The sequence below is a fragment of the Acetobacter pasteurianus genome, assembly GCF_009914215.2.
Classification (GTDB): domain Bacteria; phylum Pseudomonadota; class Alphaproteobacteria; order Acetobacterales; family Acetobacteraceae; genus Acetobacter; species Acetobacter pasteurianus.
In genome coordinates this window covers 2,132,530-2,151,248 of sequence record NZ_CP039846.2, presented here as the reverse complement: position 1 = coordinate 2,151,248, position 18,719 = coordinate 2,132,530, and the positions used below count along the sequence as shown (strand labels likewise).

At 54.1% G+C, this 18,719-nt stretch carries 17 protein-coding genes; 9 read left to right on the top strand and 8 right to left on the bottom strand.

Going from position 1 to position 18,719, the window contains the following annotated elements; genetic code table 11:
• Window position 1: 1 nt before the first annotated feature.
• The 5 genes from FCN51_RS23525 to FCN51_RS23505 form a co-directional block, all read right to left on the bottom strand.
• Window positions 2–151, bottom strand: coding sequence for a hypothetical protein (locus FCN51_RS23525; protein WP_003629610.1), 150 nt, complete (start codon window positions 149–151; stop codon window positions 2–4).
• Between the two features lie 95 nt (window positions 152–246).
• Window positions 247–1,665: a ribosome biogenesis GTPase Der gene (der, locus tag FCN51_RS23520; RefSeq protein WP_035362253.1), complete on the bottom strand. Its 1,419-nt coding sequence runs from the start codon at window positions 1,663–1,665 to the stop codon at window positions 247–249.
• A gap of 13 nt (window positions 1,666–1,678) precedes the next feature.
• The gene (locus FCN51_RS23515; protein WP_014457008.1) at window positions 1,679–3,076 is read right to left on the bottom strand and encodes a PQQ-binding-like beta-propeller repeat protein; all 1,398 of its coding nucleotides are present in this window, start codon (window positions 3,074–3,076) and stop codon (window positions 1,679–1,681) included.
• 4 nt (window positions 3,077–3,080) lie between these two features.
• Complete coding sequence (locus FCN51_RS23510; RefSeq protein ID WP_003623976.1) at window positions 3,081–3,776, bottom strand: tetratricopeptide repeat protein; 696 nt, start codon at window positions 3,774–3,776, stop codon at window positions 3,081–3,083.
• A gap of 156 nt (window positions 3,777–3,932) precedes the next feature.
• Window positions 3,933–4,328: a hypothetical protein gene (locus tag FCN51_RS23505; RefSeq protein WP_160257013.1), complete on the bottom strand. Its 396-nt coding sequence runs from the start codon at window positions 4,326–4,328 to the stop codon at window positions 3,933–3,935.
• Window positions 4,329–4,477: 149 nt separating this feature from the next.
• Here FCN51_RS23505 and FCN51_RS23500 point away from each other — a divergent pair, with 149 nt between their 5' ends.
• From FCN51_RS23500 to hisI, 5 genes are all read left to right on the top strand, one after another.
• Window positions 4,478–5,383 carry a glycosyltransferase family 9 protein gene (locus FCN51_RS23500; protein ID WP_201762632.1) on the top strand — a complete coding sequence of 302 codons (906 nt, stop codon included), beginning with the start codon at window positions 4,478–4,480 and terminating at the stop codon, window positions 5,381–5,383.
• A complete protein-coding gene (locus FCN51_RS23495; protein WP_160257011.1) occupies window positions 5,380–6,441 on the top strand; it encodes a glycosyltransferase in 1,062 nt (353 codons plus the stop codon). The genes FCN51_RS23500 and FCN51_RS23495 overlap by 4 nt, the downstream gene beginning before the upstream one ends.
• The gene (gene asnB / locus FCN51_RS23490) at window positions 6,442–8,202 is read left to right on the top strand and encodes an asparagine synthase (glutamine-hydrolyzing) (RefSeq protein WP_160257010.1); all 1,761 of its coding nucleotides are present in this window, start codon (window positions 6,442–6,444) and stop codon (window positions 8,200–8,202) included. It abuts the gene before it with no gap.
• 83 nt (window positions 8,203–8,285) lie between these two features.
• Complete coding sequence (gene ygfZ, locus FCN51_RS23485) at window positions 8,286–9,161, top strand: CAF17-like 4Fe-4S cluster assembly/insertion protein YgfZ (protein ID WP_160257009.1); 876 nt, start codon at window positions 8,286–8,288, stop codon at window positions 9,159–9,161.
• On the top strand, window positions 9,158–9,577 hold the full coding sequence (gene hisI, locus FCN51_RS23480; RefSeq protein ID WP_160257008.1) for a phosphoribosyl-AMP cyclohydrolase: 420 nt from the start codon (window positions 9,158–9,160) through the stop codon (window positions 9,575–9,577). Before ygfZ ends, hisI begins: the two co-directional genes overlap by 4 nt.
• A 6-nt stretch (window positions 9,578–9,583) precedes the next feature.
• Here hisI and lpxB read toward each other — a convergent pair whose 3' ends face one another.
• On the bottom strand, window positions 9,584–10,771 hold the full coding sequence (gene lpxB, locus FCN51_RS23475; RefSeq protein WP_160257007.1) for a lipid-A-disaccharide synthase: 1,188 nt from the start codon (window positions 10,769–10,771) through the stop codon (window positions 9,584–9,586).
• Between the two features lie 184 nt (window positions 10,772–10,955).
• Here lpxB and FCN51_RS23470 point away from each other — a divergent pair, with 184 nt between their 5' ends.
• A complete protein-coding gene (locus FCN51_RS23470) occupies window positions 10,956–12,413 on the top strand; it encodes a SulP family inorganic anion transporter (RefSeq protein WP_160257006.1) in 1,458 nt (485 codons plus the stop codon).
• Window positions 12,414–12,478: 65 nt separating this feature from the next.
• Here FCN51_RS23470 and FCN51_RS23465 read toward each other — a convergent pair whose 3' ends face one another.
• The gene (locus tag FCN51_RS23465) at window positions 12,479–13,144 is read right to left on the bottom strand and encodes a protein-methionine-sulfoxide reductase heme-binding subunit MsrQ (protein ID WP_003629599.1); all 666 of its coding nucleotides are present in this window, start codon (window positions 13,142–13,144) and stop codon (window positions 12,479–12,481) included.
• Window positions 13,145–13,324: 180 nt separating this feature from the next.
• Between FCN51_RS23465 and FCN51_RS23460 the strand changes: the two genes are divergently transcribed.
• On the top strand, window positions 13,325–14,200 hold the full coding sequence (locus FCN51_RS23460; protein ID WP_003629596.1) for an NAD(P)-dependent oxidoreductase: 876 nt from the start codon (window positions 13,325–13,327) through the stop codon (window positions 14,198–14,200).
• Here the strand turns inward: FCN51_RS23460 and FCN51_RS23455 are convergent.
• Window positions 14,149–15,003 carry a squalene/phytoene synthase family protein gene (locus FCN51_RS23455; protein ID WP_160257005.1) on the bottom strand — a complete coding sequence of 285 codons (855 nt, stop codon included), beginning with the start codon at window positions 15,001–15,003 and terminating at the stop codon, window positions 14,149–14,151. The two genes, FCN51_RS23460 and FCN51_RS23455, sit on opposite strands and share 52 nt — an antisense overlap.
• A 194-nt stretch (window positions 15,004–15,197) precedes the next feature.
• Here FCN51_RS23455 and FCN51_RS23450 point away from each other — a divergent pair, with 194 nt between their 5' ends.
• Both FCN51_RS23450 and clpB read left to right on the top strand, forming a co-directional pair.
• Window positions 15,198–15,806, top strand: a complete 609-nt coding sequence (locus tag FCN51_RS23450) for a superoxide dismutase (RefSeq protein ID WP_003629595.1) — start codon at window positions 15,198–15,200, stop codon at window positions 15,804–15,806.
• A gap of 257 nt (window positions 15,807–16,063) precedes the next feature.
• Window positions 16,064–18,679: an ATP-dependent chaperone ClpB gene (gene clpB, locus FCN51_RS23445; RefSeq protein ID WP_003624005.1), complete on the top strand. Its 2,616-nt coding sequence runs from the start codon at window positions 16,064–16,066 to the stop codon at window positions 18,677–18,679.
• The last annotated feature ends 40 nt before the right edge of the window (window positions 18,680–18,719 follow it).

Here is an 18,719-nt window from a genome sequence, read left to right as displayed (position 1 = left end):
GTTACATGCCTGCTTTTTCTGGAAATCCAGAACGCACGCAGGCCTGTTTCTGCCACCCACCTTGCACAGCCAATGTATGGGCCGTAACCGCGCACGCCAATTTATACGCCATAGGCAAAACAATATGGGCACTACCTGATGCAGTGCCCACACAAAAAACCTATGCTCATCTCCTTTACCGCCAGAGCACCCCTGTCATCACTGGCAATAGTGCTCTGGTAGGAAGACGAAACCGCACTTACCAGATCAGGAATCTGCGTAAGGGTTTTTGGTGCCGCGCGTTTGCAAGCGAATAGGCACACCCGGCAGATCAAACGTTTCACGCAGGCCGTTTACAAGGTAGCGCTTGTAATCATCCGGCAGTTGCTCAGCCCGTGTGCCGAAAATAACAAACGTTGGCGGGCGAGATTTAACCTGCGTGATATACCGCAGTTTCAGCCTGCGCCCCTGTACCAATGGCGGCTGATGGCGTTCCAGCATTTCCTCAAACCAACGGTTGAGGGCACCTGTGGGCACACGTGCGTTCCAGACTGTCCATGCATCACGCACTGCTGGCAGCAGCTTGTGAATGGAAGCGCCGGTAAGTGCGGAAAAAGTAACAACTGGTACGCCACGCATCTGGGCCAGAGAAATGCTCAAACGGTCCAAAATCGCATTGCGCGTGGCTGTCCGATCCTGCACGGCATCCCATTTGTTCAGGGCCAATACGCAGGCACGGCCTTCACGCTCAATCAAACGGGCAATCTGCAAATCCTGCTCATGCACGCCCAATGTGGCATCCAGCACCAGCACGGCCACTTCTGCCATTTTCAGTGCTTCGATAGCGGCTGAAACGGACATTTTTTCCAGAGATTCATCAATGCGCGCTTTTTTGCGCAAACCAGCCGTATCTACAATTTCAAACGTATCATCGCCATCTTTCAACGTAACGGCAATGGAATCACGCGTAAGTCCTGCTTCTGGGCCGGTAATCATACGCTCTTCACCCAACAGGGCATTCATGAGCGTAGATTTGCCAGCATTGGGGCGGCCCACAATAGCCACACGCAATGGGCCTGTTGGGCGCGGAGGTTCTTCCCCTTCTTCCACAGCAAAATCATCTGCTGCTTCAATTTCAGGTTCTGCCTCATGTTCCGGCTCTGCGGGCAGCCTATCGGCAATTTCCCACATCAGATCCGTCACACCTTCACCGTGTTCGGCAGAAAGTGCCAGAGGTTCACCCAAACCCAGAGCATAGGCTTCCATTGCGGAAGCTGCGCCAAGGCGCCCTTCGGATTTATTGGCAATCAACAACACAGGGCGGTTCTGACGCCGGATCCACTGTGCAAAATGCTCATCTGCTGGCGTAATACCGGCACGCGCATCTACGCAAAACAGCACTAGGTCTGCTTCACGCACGGCACTTTCAGAAGAAAAGCGCATCCGCCCAAACAGGCTTTCGGGTGCTGCTTCTTCCAACCCTGCTGTATCAATCAACCGCACGTAGCGCCCACGAATAAGGGCCACACCTTCCTTGCGGTCTCGGGTTACACCGGGCGTATCTGCCACAAGTGCCTGCCTGCGCCCAACAAGGCGGTTAAACAGCGTGGATTTACCAACGTTTGGCCGACCTGCAATAACAACAACAGGCATATCCCCCGTAGGAAGCGGCGGAGGTGGGCGCATGGATTTGCGGCGATCAGCCATAAGAGCAAAGGTTCCCGTCGTTTGTCACGATCAGCATCTGGTTATCTACGATAATTGGCGGCACGAAAGAAACGGCATCCATGCTGTCTACTGATATAATTGCACCTGTTGTCGGGTTAATCCGCACCATACCATTTTCTGGCAGAGAACTCAGACAAACCAGTTCGCTGCCCACCAGCATGGGGCCAAACCAGGTTACGATATCTTTGTGCACATCCACCCGCCGGAAGCGGCGTAGCTGTGTAATCCAGCGCACATGGCCGGAAAGGCGGTCAATACATGCAATCTGCTGGTCTAGCGAGACCACAAAAAGCCAATCCCCCACACATAGCAGGCTGTTCTGGCTGGCAACCGAGCGTTCCCACACACGGCGGCCTGTGCGGATATCAATGGCAGCCAACACCTGCGCCATGCTTACGGCATACACAATGCTATCAACAATAACAGGCAACCCGCGCACACAGGACAGATCCAGCGTGCTGGCCTGACTGTTGACGTTACCCATCATGTCACTCCAGACAACCTCACCACTTTCCACTCGGAAAGCAACTAGATCGCCCCCACCAAACCCGGCCACCACAATGCCGTTATCTACAGCAGGGGCAGGCTGGCCAAACACGGTGGTTTCAACAGATGTGGCCGTATACGTCCACAACTGGCGGCCTGTGGCGGAATCCAGCGCGAAAAACCGCTCATCAATTGTGCCAAAGAAAACACGCCCGCCAGCAACTGTTGGAGCAGAACGCCCCGGTGCGCCATTGGTGGTTTTCCACTTTACCTTGCCGGTTGCGGCATCCACCGCCATGGTCTGGGAAATGCCGTCTACAATGTAGACAACACCGCCATCTACAGCCAAACCGCCGCCCATATTGGCAGAGTAAGATTTTCTGGGGCGTGGATTATATGTCCAGATATGGCGCATGCCGGGCCAGGAAAAAGCACGCACAACGCCTTGGGCATCCATAACAAACAGGCGGCCATCCTGCACAACAGGTGGTGCAGGAATAAGCCCGCGGCCCAAAGTGCCCAGTGCAGCCCATGCCATAAAATCTGGCTGGGAGATACCGGCCCCGATATCCTTGCTCCACCTTTTATGCAGCCCGCCCCAAGCATAATTGCTGCCGGTATGGGCCGAAACACGCCCACAAATAGGCCATTCCGAAACGCTAATGGTAGGAGGGATTGTAATGGGCGTATGATCGTCCGGGTCAACCATCAGCCCAGAGCCGGAAGACAGAATATCCGTGCGGTGCCCGGCCAGAATGGGCTTTCTGTCACTCTCAAACATGGTGCATCCGGCCAGCGCAGGGGCCAATGCGGCGCCTCCTAGCAGGGCACGGCGTGAAAGTCCGGAACGTCTGGTTGCGCTGGATTTCTTGTTGCTGCTCATTCTATTAGCCTGCTGTCGGATCAAGGGCCTGCATCATATCCTGCGCCCGGTTGCGTACGCCCTGAGGAACATCCTGCGCAGCCTGTAGCGCTGCAAATTTCTGCCGGGCCTCTGCCACATGCCCTTCGCGCACATCCAGAACAGCCAAGGCTTCCATGGCCAGACCATTCCACGGCTTACCTTTGCCTGTAAGCAGCGCAAGACGGGAGCGCAGTGTAGCGGGCTCTCCGGTATCCAACTGTTTTTGGCACCACAGCAAGGTTGCCAGATCACGCAGAGCAGAATCTGCGTTGGGGTCTTTCTGCACGGCATCCCATGCAGCCAGTGCACCTTTTACATCACCCCGCGCCGCCTGCACGCCACCTTCCTGCAAACGGGCCAGAACAGCCACGCCTTTTGCATCGGAAGATGCCAATTTCTGTAACGAGGCCAAACCCGCCTGCGCGGTAGTGGTGAGATCTACCGTGCCTGATGAAGGAGTTGAGGGCAGATGGTCTGTCTGCCGCAAGGCCGTAAGATACGTTCCCGTAGCTTCCAATGCCTGAGATTTCTGGCTGGAAACATGCCAAGACCACGCACCAATGCCCGCAAGCACGGCCACAATCAGCCCAATACCCGCACCGGCATAGCGCTTTGCTGCCATACGCAGACGCTCGGCCTGCATTTCCTCATCAACTTCCTTGAAAAGATCCTCTGCCACGGTCTGGCCTGTTCCTGTCTGCTGGCGTTCTGCCTGACGGCTTTGTGTTACCGTCTATCTGCCTCAGCCGGGGGTATCATACAAGTCATGCAGGCAATCAGCCTGATGGCGGCTCTTTTACTGCTGTACCAGAAAACAGCCGCCCTGCCGAAAATTTTAATGCTCTGCCTTCTGTAATTTGGCCCCTCCGGCCTTAAGGGCCGTGGTCAATTTGGTGAAATTACCGGCAATACGCTTTTGCACGGTGCTGCTGCCTTCATGGATATGGGCAATTTTTTCACGCGCTTCGTTGCTGATAGCCGTTTCTTCTTTAACAGCAGCCTTGGCCACACAGCTGTTATAGGTGCGTGCTGCTTTTTCGTAAGCACTTACCTTATCAACACTGGCGTTATATTTATCAACGGAAGACACTTCCACAGAAGGTGGTACAGGTTCTGCACCGCAGGCGCTGGCTGTCCACATCTTGTCTGCGGCCTGCGCAGGTATGGCAACACTGCTGCACAACTGGGCGGCTGTAAGCCCGGCGATAAGATAAAAACCTTTCCTAATCATTCCTATATCCCCGATTCAGAGCAGAGATATTTCTTCTGCCCAGTTTATAACTTTACCATCAGCAAACGCTTCTTGCACAGGCAGCGCAAATGTCCACACCTGCGCGCACTGGGTTGGAAAAAAAACCGGAAGACAGTATAGGCGCGATAATGCGCATTCTTTTCATCACGGCCACACGTCTGGGCGATGCCGTGCTTTCTACGGGCCTGCTGGCATATCTGCACCAACGCTGGCCAGATGCGCGGTTCACCATTGCATGTGGGCCTGTTGCCGCCGGACTGTTTAGCGCCTTTCCCGGACTCGAACGCATCATTGTGATGGAAAAGCGCCCCTATGATCTGCACTGGCTTGATCTGTGGAAAGCCTGCGTGCCTTTCAAATGGGACATCACGGTAGACCTGCGCGGTTCAGCCGTTACATTTCTTCTACGTTCGGGCCGCCGGTTTATTATGCGCGGCGGGCGGCGAGCTGGCGCGCGCATTACGCATTTGGGAAATGTTCTGAACCTTTCTCCGCCTCCACTCCCGACTGTTTGGGTCAGCCCGGCTGATCGTGCAAAAGCACAGCAGATTATTCCTGATACCTCACCCATCATCGCTCTAGGCCCCACAGCAAACTGGACAGGAAAAATCTGGCCAACAGAGCGTTACCGGCCCCTATGGCAACGCCTGTGTGCGGCGTACCCCCAGATTCGGCCTGCCATTTTCTATGGTCCGGGGGAGCAGGAAGCCGCACTCGCCCGCCCTGTTTTGCAAGCATTGCCCCACGCCATAGATGCCGGAGGCCATTTTTCCCTTACGGAAGTAGCCGCCATGCTGGCCCGTTGCCGCCTGTATATTGGCAATGATTCGGGCCTGATGCATCTGGCCGCAGCCGCAGGCACGCCCACTTTGGGGCTTTTTGGACCATCTCGTTCATCGGAATACGCGCCTTCTGGCAAAAACGCGCGGTGGATTGCGGCCCCCGGCCCAGAGGGTGAAGCCCCCATAGCTGGGCTGGATGTTGCGGATGTTGCCACAGCAGCGCTCTCCCTACTCAAGGAAACCGGCATATGATGGATGGCACCACCAACGGGCAGAACACGCGGCCTTTGAAAGTTGCACATATTATGGCCGGAGCTCCCACAGGTGGGGCTGAGCTGTTTTTTGAACGCCTGTGTATTGCACAAGCTGCGGCAGGGCTTTCTGTTCTGCCGGTTATCCGCACCAACCCGGAGCGTGCCCAACGTTTACGTGCAGGCAACCTTGCGCCCGTTGAACTGTCTTTTGGCAACATGCTGGATATACGCACTCGCATGGGCCTTCGTTCTGCTCTTAAAGAATTCTCTCCTCGCGTTGCCGTTGCATGGATGAACCGTGCCGCACGCTTTGCTTCCCAAGGTAACTGGGTGCTGGCTGGGCGGCTGGGGGGATTTTATGATCTTTCCTATTATCGCCGCTGTTCTCATCTTATTGGCAACACGCATGGCTTGGTACGCTGGATGCGCGATCAAGGCTGGCCAGCTGATGCCGTGCATTACCTCCCCAACTTCGCCACGGATCTGGCGGCCACACCACCCGTATGGCCAGATTTTTTGCCGCACGGCGCCCCTTTTCTGCTGGCATTGGGGCGGCTGCATAAGAACAAAGCTTTTGATGTTCTTATCCGTGCCATGAAGCATGTGCCACACATCCCGCTTGTTATTGCCGGAGAAGGGCCAGAACGCGCAGCACTGGAAGCACTTGCCCAGCAGGAAGGTGTGGCCGAACGTATATTCATGCCCGGATGGGCCAACCAGCCCGGAGGCTTGCTACGCGCCTGCTCCGCCATGATCTGCCCTTCCCGGCACGAACCATTGGGCAATGTTGTGATTGAAGGGTTTTCGGCCTGCAAACCGGTTATTGCCGCTGCTTCTCAAGGCCCCAGTGAACTCATCCGTAATGGTGAAAACGGCCTGCTGGCTCCGGTAGAAGATGCAAATGCTCTGGCTGCGCAGATCTGCACTGCACTGGAAACACCAGAACTGGCTGCCCGTATGGCGCAAGCAGGCCGCAGAGATTATGAAACAACCTATGCTGTCACCCCCGTTCTGGATGCGTGGCATAAATTCTTGTCCACGGTGGAGGCCGGGTAAATGTGTGGCATTGGGGGGCTGATTTATACGCCCGGCACGCAGCCATGTTCCGAATCGGTTCTGGAACGTATGGCGCAGGCCTTGGGCCATCGTGGCCCCAATGGTGTGCATATTGCCCGGTTGGGCCGTGCCGATATGGTGCATACACGCCTTGCCATTATTGATCTGGAAGGTGGAGACCAACCCTTAACCAGTGGCGATGGCACGCTTGTTGCCAATGGTGAGATCTATAACGACCCGCAAATTCGCCGACAGATCGGGCCAGAGCATTTCCAGACCGGAAGTGATTGTGAATCTCCCCTGCTTTTGTGGGAGCGTAACGGCTGCACCTATACCCGCGGGCTGCGCGGCATGTATGCCATTGGCCTGTATGATAAAGCCCAACAGGAACTTTTGCTCTCGCGCGATCCGTTTGGGATCAAACCTCTTTATTTTACCGAATTTTCAGGCGGCATTGCTTTTGCATCCGAACCCGCGCCTTTAATTGCCTCGGGGCTTGCCCCGCGCGCCATTGCGCCTGCTGTGCGCGATGAACTGCTGCAACTGCAGTTTACCACAGGGTGGGAAACAATTTTTCCCGGTATTCAGCGCGTCATGCCGGGGGAAACTCTGCGCATCAACCAAGGGCGTATTCTGGACAGGCAACGGCAATCCCCCATTCCGGCCCACTCTCGTTTTTTTACTTCTGAAGCTGAGGCCCTGAACCATCTTGATGCTGCCTTGATGGACAGCGTGCATGCGCATGAACGTTCTGATGTGCCATTTGGGCTGTTCCTTTCTGGCGGCATAGATAGTGCCTGCCTGTTAACAGCCATGAGCCGCCTGCCCCGCACCACGCCCTTGCGCACATGGACCGCCATTTTTGATGCCCCCGGTGCTGCGGATGAAGCAGAAGCTGCCAATGCTTTAGCCCGGCATGCCCGCGCCGAACATGAGACCTTGCGCATTACCGCAGATATGGTGTGGCAGCACCTACCCGCCATTGTGGCCTGTATGGATGATCCGGTTGCAGATTACGCCATTATTCCCACATGGTTTTTGGCCCAAAAAGCAGCACAGGATGTAACCGTTATTCTCTCTGGCGAAGGGGGAGATGAACTGTTTTGTGGCTATGGGCGTTATCGCTCTGCCAGCCGCCCGTGGTGGAAAGGCAAGCGGCGCATGTGGCGGCGCGGTATTTTTGACAACATGAATATTCTGCGCCAGCACCCAGCCCATTGGCGAGATGGCATAGCCGCTGCTGAAATGGCCGCTGCAGATGCCGCAACGCCACTTTCACGCCTGCAAGCTGTAGATATTGCGGAATGGTTGCCAAATGATCTGCTTATCAAGCTGGATCGGTGCCTAATGGCACACGGGCTGGAAGGCCGCACACCGTTGCTAGACCCCGTTGTGGCCCAAACAGCATGGCGCCTGCCCGATTCCATGCGCCTGCGTGATGGCAAGGGAAAATGGCTTTTGCGCAAATGGTTGCAGCAACACAATTCTGCCGCACGCCCCTTTGCCCCCAAGCAAGGCTTTACCGTACCGATTGGCACATGGATCAGGCAGCAAGGTGCTCATCTTGGTGACTTGGTGGCGCGGCAGGAATGTATTGCAGAAATTGCCCGGCCAGACCGTGTAAAAGCCCTGTTTCGCGCAGCAGATAACCGCAGAACGGGTGCGGCCGCATGGGCACTTTTGTTTTATGCTCTGTGGCATCGCACACATATTCGCAATCTTCCGCCAGAAGGCGATGTGTTTACTGCCTTAAGCCAGTAAGGTTTTGAACAGTTTCTGTTCCTTACCCCAAAAGCCCTCTACCTTCCTGCGGGAAACCTTTTTTCTTTTATGGGAGAATGTAAATGCCTTCCCCAACACATATGACCCGGCTTGAAAACCGCACGGTTCTCAAGCTTTCTGGCGCTGACCGCGTGCGTTTTCTGCAAGGTCTGGTAACGGCAGACATTGCTGCGCTGGAACCGGGAGACGCGACATGGAGTGCCTGCCTGACACCTCAGGGCCGCTGGCAGGCAGACTTTTTTGTGGTTTCAGACCCCGATGACACCTGCCTGCTGCTAGATTGCGCCACGGAACAGGCGGAAAACCTAAAGACCACTCTCCAACGCTTCCGCCTGCGCTCTGATGTGCAGCTAGATATCACGGCTCTGCCCGTGCATGTCGCATGGGGAAACCCACCGCCGGACAGTGTGTTGGAAAACGCTATCAGCTTTCGGGACCCTCGGTTAGAAGAAGCCGGGTGGCGGCTGATTGATGCCGCGCCAGATACCCCCATAACCGCTACAGAGCAGGACTATAATCTACACCGCTTGGTGCTGGGCCTGCCTGATGGTGTGCAGGATTGCGAGGTTGGCCGCACTCTGGCAGCCGAAGCCAATCTGGATCTGCTCGGCGGCGTATCTTGGAAAAAAGGCTGCTATATGGGTCAGGAAGTGACTGCTCGTATGCATTACCGCACACTGGTAAAACGCCGCCTGATGCCTGTTGCAGCCACATCTCCCCTCCCCGCACCCGGAACGCCGGTGCTGTGCGATGGTGTAGAGGTAGGCATGCTTCGTTCATCCCAAGATCATGTTGGGTTGGCATTACTCAAAACAGATGCTGCCAATAACCAATTGACCTGTACTGCACATCCACTGGTGGTACGCCTGCCTGCTTGGCTGGAAGCTGCACTTAAACCTCAAACATCTTCTGATTCTAATCCTACGGAAAAATCATGACTTATATTGCCCCGCCAGCGGCAGAACTGGATGCCATGCTGGATGTTGTGAAATTTGATGCCTCTGGCCTGGTAGCTGCCATTGCCCAGCAGCACGATACCGGCGAAGTGCTGATGATTGCATGGATGACGCGTGAAGCCCTGCGTGAAACGTTGGAAACCGGGCGCGTCTGCTATTATTCCCGCAGCCGCCAGAAGCTTTGGCGCAAGGGCGAAACATCTGGCCAGATCCAGCACCTTATTGAAGCTCGGATAGATTGCGACGCAGATGCCGTACTTGTGCTGGTGAATCAGATTGGTGTGGCATGCCACACGGGCCGTCGTAGCTGCTTTTACCGCGCCTTTACGCCAGATGGCCTGAAAGAACTGACAAAGCCGGAAATTGACCCAAACCAGCTTTATCACAAACACAACTAAACACGTTTAGCCGAGTGTCTTAGCCGTATTTTTACGGTTAAGAACCTCCAGAACAGCTTCTGCTGCGGCATCGGCTGGCAGTTGGCCCTGTGGCCCTTCCAGCCCGTGCAAAACCGTAGCAAAGGCCTGTTTCTGGGCCTGTGCCACATCTGTATTTTCAAACAGAATCTGCACTTCACGCGCCAGCACATCTGCGCGGCACTGTTCCTGCAAAAGTTCAGGCACAACGGCACGGCCTGCCAACAAATTCACCATAGCCACAAATGGCACTTTAATAAGCCGACGGGCAAAAAAGGCCGTTATGGGGTTAACCCGATACGTCACAGCCATTGGTACTCCAGCCAAAGCGAGTTCCAACGTAGATGTGCCAGATTTGGTTAACGCAGCCCCAGCAGCAGCAAACGCATCATGTTTGTCATGAATATCCGTAACGATAACAGGCTTTATAGGCCAATCCTGCGTGGCACGCTCCACAACACTCGCCACAACCGGAGAAACCGGCACCACGGGCACCACGTCTGGCATGGATGTTTTAAGCAGGCGCAACATCTGGCCAAAAACTGGCAGCAAGCGCGGCGCTTCTGAGCGGCGGCTACCGGGCATGAGCACAAGTATCTTGGCGCTATCTGGCAACCCATGCCGGGCACGAAAGCGGGCCGCATCTCCATCCTTGGCGCCAGATTGCAAAACCGGGTGCCCTACAAAGCGGGTTTTTAGGCCGTGCTTGCCAAAAAACTTTTCCTCAAACGGCAAAAGGCACAGCAATTCTTCCCACAGGCCGGGAAATTCCTTCACCCTTTTCTGCCGCCATGCCCAAACCTGCGGTGCCACATAATGCACACGGGCAATGCCCAAACCGCTTATTTTTTTAAGAAGCCGGAGGGCAAAGCCGGGGCTATCTATGGTGATCACCAAATCCGGCTTTTGGGCTGCAATATCCTGCGCGGCTTCATCCAACCGGGCAGAAAGCTGGCGCACGCGGGGTAAAACTTCCACCAGCCCCATAACGGCCAGATCCCGCATGGGAAACAGGCTAACCAACCCTTCCTCCTGCATACGCACGCCTCCCACGCCTGCAAAGCGCATATCGGGCACGCGGGCGCGCAAGGCATGCATAAGGCGTGCACCCAAAACATCGCCACTGGCCTCACCAGCCAGAATCCAGACAAGAGGAGAGGAAGAAGGAGAAACCATGCGTCACGCATAAAACGCTGCCACACAGAGCACAATCATCTTATCCGTGTCGCGCGGTAGGATATCCCCCATAAGGCATGTATATCTTGCAAATAATGCCTCAAAAGTCTTTCCTGCCCCGAAACGCTTTTGGTGCCCGATTAATGCGCCTTCTCACACTCAACCAAGGGACACCCGGTTTCTCGTGACAGTTAAAACCTATATTCATGAATGGACAGACCAGCCCGTCCGCAATGTTCTGGCCGGCATGGTGGGCACTTTTGCACTTATTCCAGAAGTTATCGCTTTTTCTTATGTGGCTGGGGTTGCGCCCTCTGTGGGGCTGTTTGCCTCATTTGTTATCAGTATTGCCATTGCCATTACCGGTGGCAGGCCGGGCATGATTTCCGGGGCTGCGGGGTCTGTTGCTCTGGTGGCGGCAGAACTGGTGCATAGCCACGGACTGCAATATCTGCTGCTGGCGACACTGCTAGCTGGTGCATTCCAGATTATTTTCGGTTTGCTGCGTTTGCAAAGCATGATGCGCTTTGTCTCGCGCGAGGTGGAAACCGGGTTTGTAAACGCACTGGGTATTCTTATCTTTTCTGCGCAGGTGCCGCAGATGCTGCATGTTACGTGGCATACTTATGCGCTTATCGCGCTGGGGCTAGCTATTGTTTACCTCCTGCCGCGCGTTACCACGGCTGTGCCTTCCCCTTTAATCTGCATTCTTGTGCTTACAGGCATTACCTTTGCGGTTCCCATGCCTGTGCATGTGGTGTCTGATCTGGGAGATCTACCTTCTGGCCTGCCGCATCTGACTTTGCCAGATGTGCCTTTTTCATCAGAAACTTTTAAAATTGTGCTGCCTTACGCATTTGCCATGGCCATGGTGGGGCTTCTGGAATCTCTCATGACAGCTACTGTGGTGGATGAATTAACAGACACACACAGCAACAAACGTATGGAATGCACCGGACTTGGTTTTTCCAACATCATGGTAGGGCTGTTTGGCGGCATGGCCGGTTGCGGCATGATTGGGCAGACAGTTGGCAACCTGCGTTATGGCGGGCGTGGTCGGCTTTCCACCTTTACGGCTGGGGCATTTTTGCTGCTGTTGCTGGTTGTGCTGCATCGCTTTGTAGCCCAAGTGCCTGTTGCTGCTTTGGTGGCCATTATGATCATGGTGTCTGTCAGCACATTTTCATGGTCCTCCCTGCGTGATCTGGTAAAGCACCCTCGCCTTTCTTCCACCGTTATGCTGGCGACTGTTCTGGTCGTGGTGTTAACACATGATCTGGCAGCTGGTGTGGCCTGTGGCGTGCTGCTGAATGGGTTGTTTTTCTCTTTTCAGGTTATGAAACTTGTTCAGGTAAGCAGCACGTTTTTAGAAAACAGCAACACCCGCACCTATTACGTACATGGGCAACTGTTCTTTGCCTCTGCCAGTGTTCTTGCCGATGCCGTGGATTTTCAGGATACCGCTTCAAACATCGTGATTGATCTTGAAGACGCACATATCTGGGATATCAGCGCAGCAGATGCGCTGGAAAAAATTGCATCTCGCCTGAAGGCACGCGGAAAAACAGTTTCCATTATCCATGCAGATCAACGCGCAGAAAAACTTCTGGCCTCTCTAGGCCATGATACATTGCTAGCCTAAACAATTTACAAAGCACAATGACATTAAAAAAGGAGGCATGAGAAAATTCATGCCTCCTTTTTATTTCAGGATTTTTTAAGCCCGGGCTTTGGCACAAACCGCAAACCCAGCACACATGCCGCTACGGCTGCATATACAAAAGGTTCAATGTACCACTGCTTGAATGCAATGGCGTAATGGATACACGCCAGAACCATGGCAACATAAACCAGACGATGCAAACGCGCCCATTTTTTACCCAACCGGATGATGGATTTGCGCGTGGATGTTGCCGCCAGAACCACCAGAATAGAAAAAGCAATCAACCCGAATGTGAGGAATGGCCGCGTTAAAAAGTCTTTCCATATCCGCTGGATATCAAACCCACGTGCCCACCAGAAATAAAGAGTCACATGCAAAGCCGCGTAACTGAAAGCCAGCAGACCGAGCGGGCGGCGGTAAACCATTAAATCAATTTTTAAAAACCGTTTGAGCGGCGAAATCATAAGTGAAACAAGCAAAAACCGAAACGCATACCGCCCGAATTCATGCAAACATGTCTTGAATGGGTTTGGCCCCAGATCACCCGAAAAAGCACCTGCCAGATAAGATACGGCAGGCAGCATGAACAACACATACAGCAACACCTGCCGCGTAAGGGGAGAAAGGCGAAACCGCCGGCTTTGGTCTGAGGTAGGCGATGGCATGGGGTTTTCTGCTCTCCACTGTTTAAAGCACCGCAGCCGCTTCATGCTGAGTGCAGGATTACCCTTACAAAATCAGCCTTATTGCGCAAGAATACTGTGCAATCGTAACAAATTACGCAACACCCAGACACGTAAACGCGAACAGCATCCCCCAAACCTGCCCAAGACATATCTTGTTATTCAGGTTTATAATTCTGTTAATACAAACAAGAAGGTTCATTCAGCATGACAACTCAGCAGACAATCGGTTTTATTGGGTTTGGTGCCATGGCCAGCCGCATGGCCGCGCATCTTGAAAAAGCTGGATACGCCACTCTTGCCTATACGCCTTCTGGCAAGGGTGGTGATGGCGTAACCCATTTTTTGCCCACTCCAGCAGAAGTTGCCAACAAGGCAGATATTGTTCTGGCCTGCGTGCCAGATGATGAAGCCCTTGCCGCCAGTATGTATGGTCCACAGGGTGTTCTGGCTGGCATAAAGGCAGATGGTTTGCTGCTGAACACCAGCTCTGTTTCTCCAGAAGCCGCAGATGCCCTGCAAAAGGCTGGGCAGGAAAAAAATATCTGCGTCATAGACTGCCCTGTATCTGGCAGTACACCGGAGGCAGAATCTGCCAATCTGGTCATTCTCGCCGGTGGGGATGATGCCGCGATTGCGCGCGCCCAGCCCATTTTTGATAAAATTGGCCGCATTACCATTCATGCCGGACCATCTGGTAGCGGCGCGCGCCTCAAGCTGGTTATCAATGGCATTATGGGGGCCGGTCTGGCTGCTGTAGCAGAAGGCATAGCTTACGGCTTGGCCGCTGGGCTGGATCGCTCCATGCTTTTTGATGCGCTGGATGAAATGGCTGTGATTTCCCCGCACCACAAGCGCAAGATCAAGATGGCCAAGGCTGGAGATTTCTCTCCCCAGTTCCCTGCCCGTCTGATGCAAAAAGACATGCGCCTGCTCATGGATGCCGCAGCACGTCTGGCCGTGCCCGCACCAACTTTAGCTGCTGTAACACAACAGCTTTCTCTTGCCCGCCGCGCGGCAGAAGATGCTGATTATTCGGTTCTGATTGGCGTTATGGAAAAAATTGTCGCTAACGACGCCTGAATACCAGCGCGACACACAGCTAGCCTGTCCCCTATTCCGCGGGGCAGGCCAGCTTGTTCGCTCCCACGCGCCAGATCACGCTTTGCTAATACGGCTGGTAACGCAGCTTTACGGCACCGCGGTTCCAAAGCCTTAAAATGACATTCTTGCAGAAATGTCTTTCCAACCTGCCTTAATTGTTCCTGCATGCCGGGAAACAAGAAACGGCCACTTCCCGCAAGCAATGGCCAATGCCGCAACATGGTGCCTGCCCCATAAGCTGCTCCTCCGGCGGCCAAGCGTTGCAGTATCACTACATCCTGTACACCTAGCAGTTCTCCGATAGCTTGCTGGAAAGCACCCGCACCATCTCGCATCATCTGCATCCAGCGCTCTACATCTTGCGTGGGTTCCAGTTCCATTTCCCGGGCAGTAATCATTTTCAGGCATGTTTCGCGCTGCACTTGCCCAGATTGTACAAGCGCCATGATTGCTGGCGCCAGAACGTGCTCTGGCTTGCGTTGCGCCTCCAGCACCTCTCGCCACCATTGCAAGCGAATATACCCAGCCATTGGCCCTGCCACGGCTGCAGAACGTGCCGGGGCCAAAGCGCGAATCAGCTCGTTATGGAAAGCCAGAAGAACATAAGCGGCATCACGCACAGATGAAGGCAAAAACCACAGGCACAGCGCCCGGTCTGGGTCTGCCTGCACAGCTTTTTGTACTTCCATTACAAGAGGCTGATGTTTCTGCCGTGCCATTAACCCCAGTATCTCCCTAACCCTAACGTGGCTTGATATGCGGGAAACCTGTGCATGGTTCATGCGTTTGAATAATCCCGCTTTCCTAACGGAAGGCCCTTATTGTGCGCCCTACTGGCAAGGCAAGTTTCCGTGAGTATGGCTGCGCAAGGCACTTGTCATGCGCCTTTCCCTTGACGCATCTGCCCCGCGCCCATAGCTCTGGAACTCAGGTGTGTTCCCTCACACGCCCCGCCTTTAGAATACGGAGTATTAAAATGGCTTTTGAACTGCCTGCCCTCCCCTTTGCTCCCACCGCACTGGCCCCACGTGGCATGTGCCCGGAAACGCTTGAATACCATCATGGCAAGCATCATCTGGCCTACGTCAACACCCTGAACAAGCTGCTGGAAGACAAGCCCGAATTTCAGGGCAAGTCTTTGGAAGAAATCATTCTGGCAGCTCACGGCAAAGCAGACCTTACGGGCCTGTTCAACAATGCCGGCCAGCATTGGAACCACTCCTTCTTCTGGAACTGCCTCTCCCCCAACGGCGGTGTTATGCCAGAAAAGCTGGCTGCAAAAATTGCCAGCGATTTCGGCAGCATTGACACCTTCAAGGAAGAATTCCGCAAGGCTGCTGTTTCTCAGTTCGGTTCTGGCTGGGCATGGCTGGTTCTGGGTAAGGATGGCAAGCTGGCCATCACCAAAACCCCTAACGGCACAAACCCGCTGGCCGAAGGCCAGGGCAAGGCCCTGCTGACCGTGGACGTGTGGGAACATTCTTACTACCTGGACTTCCGCAACCGTCGTCCGGACTACGTCACCAACTTCCTGGACAAGCTGGCGAATTATGAATTCGCTGAAGCCCAGCTGAACGCGGCATAAGTTTTTCCTTATAGGAAAAACACAAAAGGCAGCACCTTAACGGGTGCTGCCTTTTTTATTGGAAACCCTGACGTTTCAAGGGATGTTCTGCCCGCACCACCTACCACCCATGCACGAAAACGCATCACACCCCCTTGATTGTCTCTCTCAACATTCCAATCTCAATTTGTGAAGAATGAGACCACGCTGACATTGCCTGCATGGGATGCCAGCAGGGCCTTCAGTCGCCTGATGTAAAAGGGACAAGAGGGATTATAATGGATATTGCAAAATTTACAGATCGTTCACGCGGCTTTTTGCAGGCTGCGCAAACAATAGCTTTACGTGATTTTAACCAGCAGCTTACGCCAGAGCATCTGCTCAAGGCCATGCTGGATGATAATGAAGGTGCTGCTTCCTCACTTATTCGCAGTGCTGGTGGCAACCCGGAAGCCGTAAAAGCCGCAACCGAACAGGCCTTGGCAAAACTGCCAAAAGTTCAGGGCAGCGGTGCTGGCCAACCCGCGGCAACACCGGAACTGGTGCGTATTCTGGATAATGCAGAACAGACCGCCCAGAAAGCTGGTGACAGCTTTGTTGCGCAGGATCGGCTGCTTGTAGCTATTGCTGCATCCGATACACCAGCAGGCCGCGCTTTAAAAGAAAACGGTGCCTCGGCCGATACACTTGAAAAAGCTATTACGACCATTCGTAAAGGACGCACAGTGACCAGCGAAAACGCTGAAGCCAATTTTGATGCGCTTAAAAAATATGCCCGTGATGTCACGGAAGTTGCCCTTAAAGGTAAACTGGACCCCGTTATTGGGCGTGATGAAGAAATCCGCCGTGCCATTCAGGTTCTGGCCCGCCGCAGCAAAAACAACCCGGTTCTGATTGGTGAACCCGGTGTGGGTAAAACCGCTATCGTGGAAGGCTTGGCCCAGCGCATTGTAAATGGCGATGTGCCTGAAGCGCTGAAAAACAAAAAGCTGCTTTCCTTGGATATGGGCGCGCTGGTTGCCGGTGCCAAATATCGCGGTGAATTTGAAGAACGCCTAAAAGCTGTTCTGAAAGAAATTGAATCCGCCGAAGGCCAGATCATCCTGTTTATTGATGAAATGCACACACTGGTTGGCGCAGGCCGTACCGATGGTGCGATGGATGCTTCCAACCTCATCAAACCGGAACTGGCACGTGGTACACTGCACTGCATTGGCGCCACCACGCTGGATGAATACCGCAAGTATATTGAAAAAGATGCGGCCCTCGCCCGCCGCTTCCAGCCGGTATTTGTGGGTGAGCCGTCTGTGGCGGATACAATCTCTATTCTGCGCGGAATTAAGGAAAAATACGAACTCCATCACGGTGTACGTATTACCGATGGTGCACTGGTGGCCGCGGCAACGCTTTCCAACCGTTACATCACGGATCGATTCCTGCCCGATAAAGCGATTGACCTGATTGATGAGGCCGCAAGCCGCCTGCGTATGCAAATTGACAGCAAGCCAGAAGAACTGGACGAGCTGGACCGCCGCATCATTCAGCTAAAGATCGAACGTGAAGCCTTACGCAAAGAAGATGATACTGCCAGCAAGGATCGTCTGGAAGCTGTAGAAGCTGAACTGGCGGATCTGGAAGAAAAGTCCAACACGCTCAGCGCTGCATGGCATGCTGAAAAGAACCGTGTGAACACCATTCAGAAACTGCAGGAACAGCTTGATCAGGCGCGTTCTGATGTGGAAGTGGCACAGCGCAAGGGTGATCTGGGGCGTGCATCTGAACTGATGTATGGCGTTATCCCCAACCTGCAGGCTCAGATTGCAGAAGCCCAGAAAACAGAAGAAGAAACCGCCAAAAAGGATGATCTGGTTTCCGAAGCTGTAACAGATCAGGGTGTGGCTTCTGTTGTGTCCCGCTGGACAGGTGTGCCGGTTGACCGGATGCTGGAAGGTGAACGCGCCAAGCTGCTGCGGATGGAAGATGAACTGCGTAAATCCGTGGTTGGTCAGGAACAGGCTCTTAAAGCTGTTTCCAACGCCGTGCGCCGTGCCCGTGCAGGCTTGCAGGACCCCAACCGCCCGATTGGTTCCTTCCTGTTCCTCGGCCCGACGGGTGTTGGTAAAACAGAGCTGACCAAAGCACTGGCCCGCTTCCTGTTTGATGATGATAAAGCCCTGCTGCGTATCGACATGAGCGAGTTCATGGAAAAGCACGCAGTGGCCCGCCTGATTGGTGCCCCTCCGGGTTATGTGGGGTATGAAGAAGGTGGTGTGCTGACAGAAGCTGTGCGTCGTCGCCCCTATCAGGTCATCCTGTTTGATGAAGTAGAAAAAGCACATGAAGACGTGTTCAACATTCTACTTCAGGTTCTGGATGATGGCCGCCTGACCGATGGTCAGGGCCGCACGGTGGATTTCCGCAACACCCTTATCATTCTCACCAGTAACTTGGGTTCTGAATATTTGGCCAACCTGCCGGATGGTGAATCTCCCGATATGGTGCAGGCTCAGGTGATGAAGGTTGTGCGTGAGCACTTCCGTCCTGAATTCCTGAACCGTCTGGATGAAATCATCTTGTTCTCGCGGTTGCAGAAAGCAGACATGACCAAGATTGTGGATATCCAGATTGCACGCCTGCAGCAGCTGCTGGATGATCGTAAGATCACCTTGCATCTGGATAATCTGGCCGAAGCTTGGCTGGCGAATGAAGGGTATGACCCCATTTATGGCGCACGCCCGCTTAAAAGGGTGATTCAGCGCACGCTGCAAAACCCGCTGGCAGAACAGCTTCTGGAAGGCAATATCCTTGATGGAGAAACAGTAAATATCTCCGCCAATGGTGATGGCCTGCTGATTAACGGTAAAACCGCAGCGCAGACAGAAGCCGCCATGTAATTTCTGCCTTGGCAGAGTGTGTTACACAAAACGGGAAGGC

What these genes read in the sequence shown, in the direction of transcription:
- der (WP_035362253.1), bottom strand. Translation starts at nt 1,665, where the DNA reads ATGCGCCCACCTCCGCCGCTTCCTACGGGGGATATGCCTGTTGTTGTT.
- FCN51_RS23515 (WP_014457008.1), bottom strand. Translation starts at nt 3,076, where the DNA reads ATGAGCAGCAACAAGAAATCCAGCGCAACCAGACGTTCCGGACTTTCA.
- FCN51_RS23505 (WP_160257013.1), bottom strand. Translation starts at nt 4,328, where the DNA reads ATGATTAGGAAAGGTTTTTATCTTATCGCCGGGCTTACAGCCGCCCAG.
- FCN51_RS23500 (WP_201762632.1), top strand. Translation starts at nt 4,478, where the DNA reads ATGCGCATTCTTTTCATCACGGCCACACGTCTGGGCGATGCCGTGCTT.
- FCN51_RS23495 (WP_160257011.1), top strand. Translation starts at nt 5,380, where the DNA reads ATGATGGATGGCACCACCAACGGGCAGAACACGCGGCCTTTGAAAGTT.
- asnB (WP_160257010.1), top strand. Translation starts at nt 6,442, where the DNA reads ATGTGTGGCATTGGGGGGCTGATTTATACGCCCGGCACGCAGCCATGT.
- ygfZ (WP_160257009.1), top strand. Translation starts at nt 8,286, where the DNA reads ATGCCTTCCCCAACACATATGACCCGGCTTGAAAACCGCACGGTTCTC.
- hisI (WP_160257008.1), top strand. Translation starts at nt 9,158, where the DNA reads ATGACTTATATTGCCCCGCCAGCGGCAGAACTGGATGCCATGCTGGAT.
- lpxB (WP_160257007.1), bottom strand. Translation starts at nt 10,771, where the DNA reads ATGGTTTCTCCTTCTTCCTCTCCTCTTGTCTGGATTCTGGCTGGTGAG.
- FCN51_RS23465 (WP_003629599.1), bottom strand. Translation starts at nt 13,144, where the DNA reads ATGAAGCGGCTGCGGTGCTTTAAACAGTGGAGAGCAGAAAACCCCATG.
- FCN51_RS23460 (WP_003629596.1), top strand. Translation starts at nt 13,325, where the DNA reads ATGACAACTCAGCAGACAATCGGTTTTATTGGGTTTGGTGCCATGGCC.
- FCN51_RS23455 (WP_160257005.1), bottom strand. Translation starts at nt 15,003, where the DNA reads ATGAACCATGCACAGGTTTCCCGCATATCAAGCCACGTTAGGGTTAGG.
- FCN51_RS23450 (WP_003629595.1), top strand. Translation starts at nt 15,198, where the DNA reads ATGGCTTTTGAACTGCCTGCCCTCCCCTTTGCTCCCACCGCACTGGCC.
- clpB (WP_003624005.1), top strand. Translation starts at nt 16,064, where the DNA reads ATGGATATTGCAAAATTTACAGATCGTTCACGCGGCTTTTTGCAGGCT.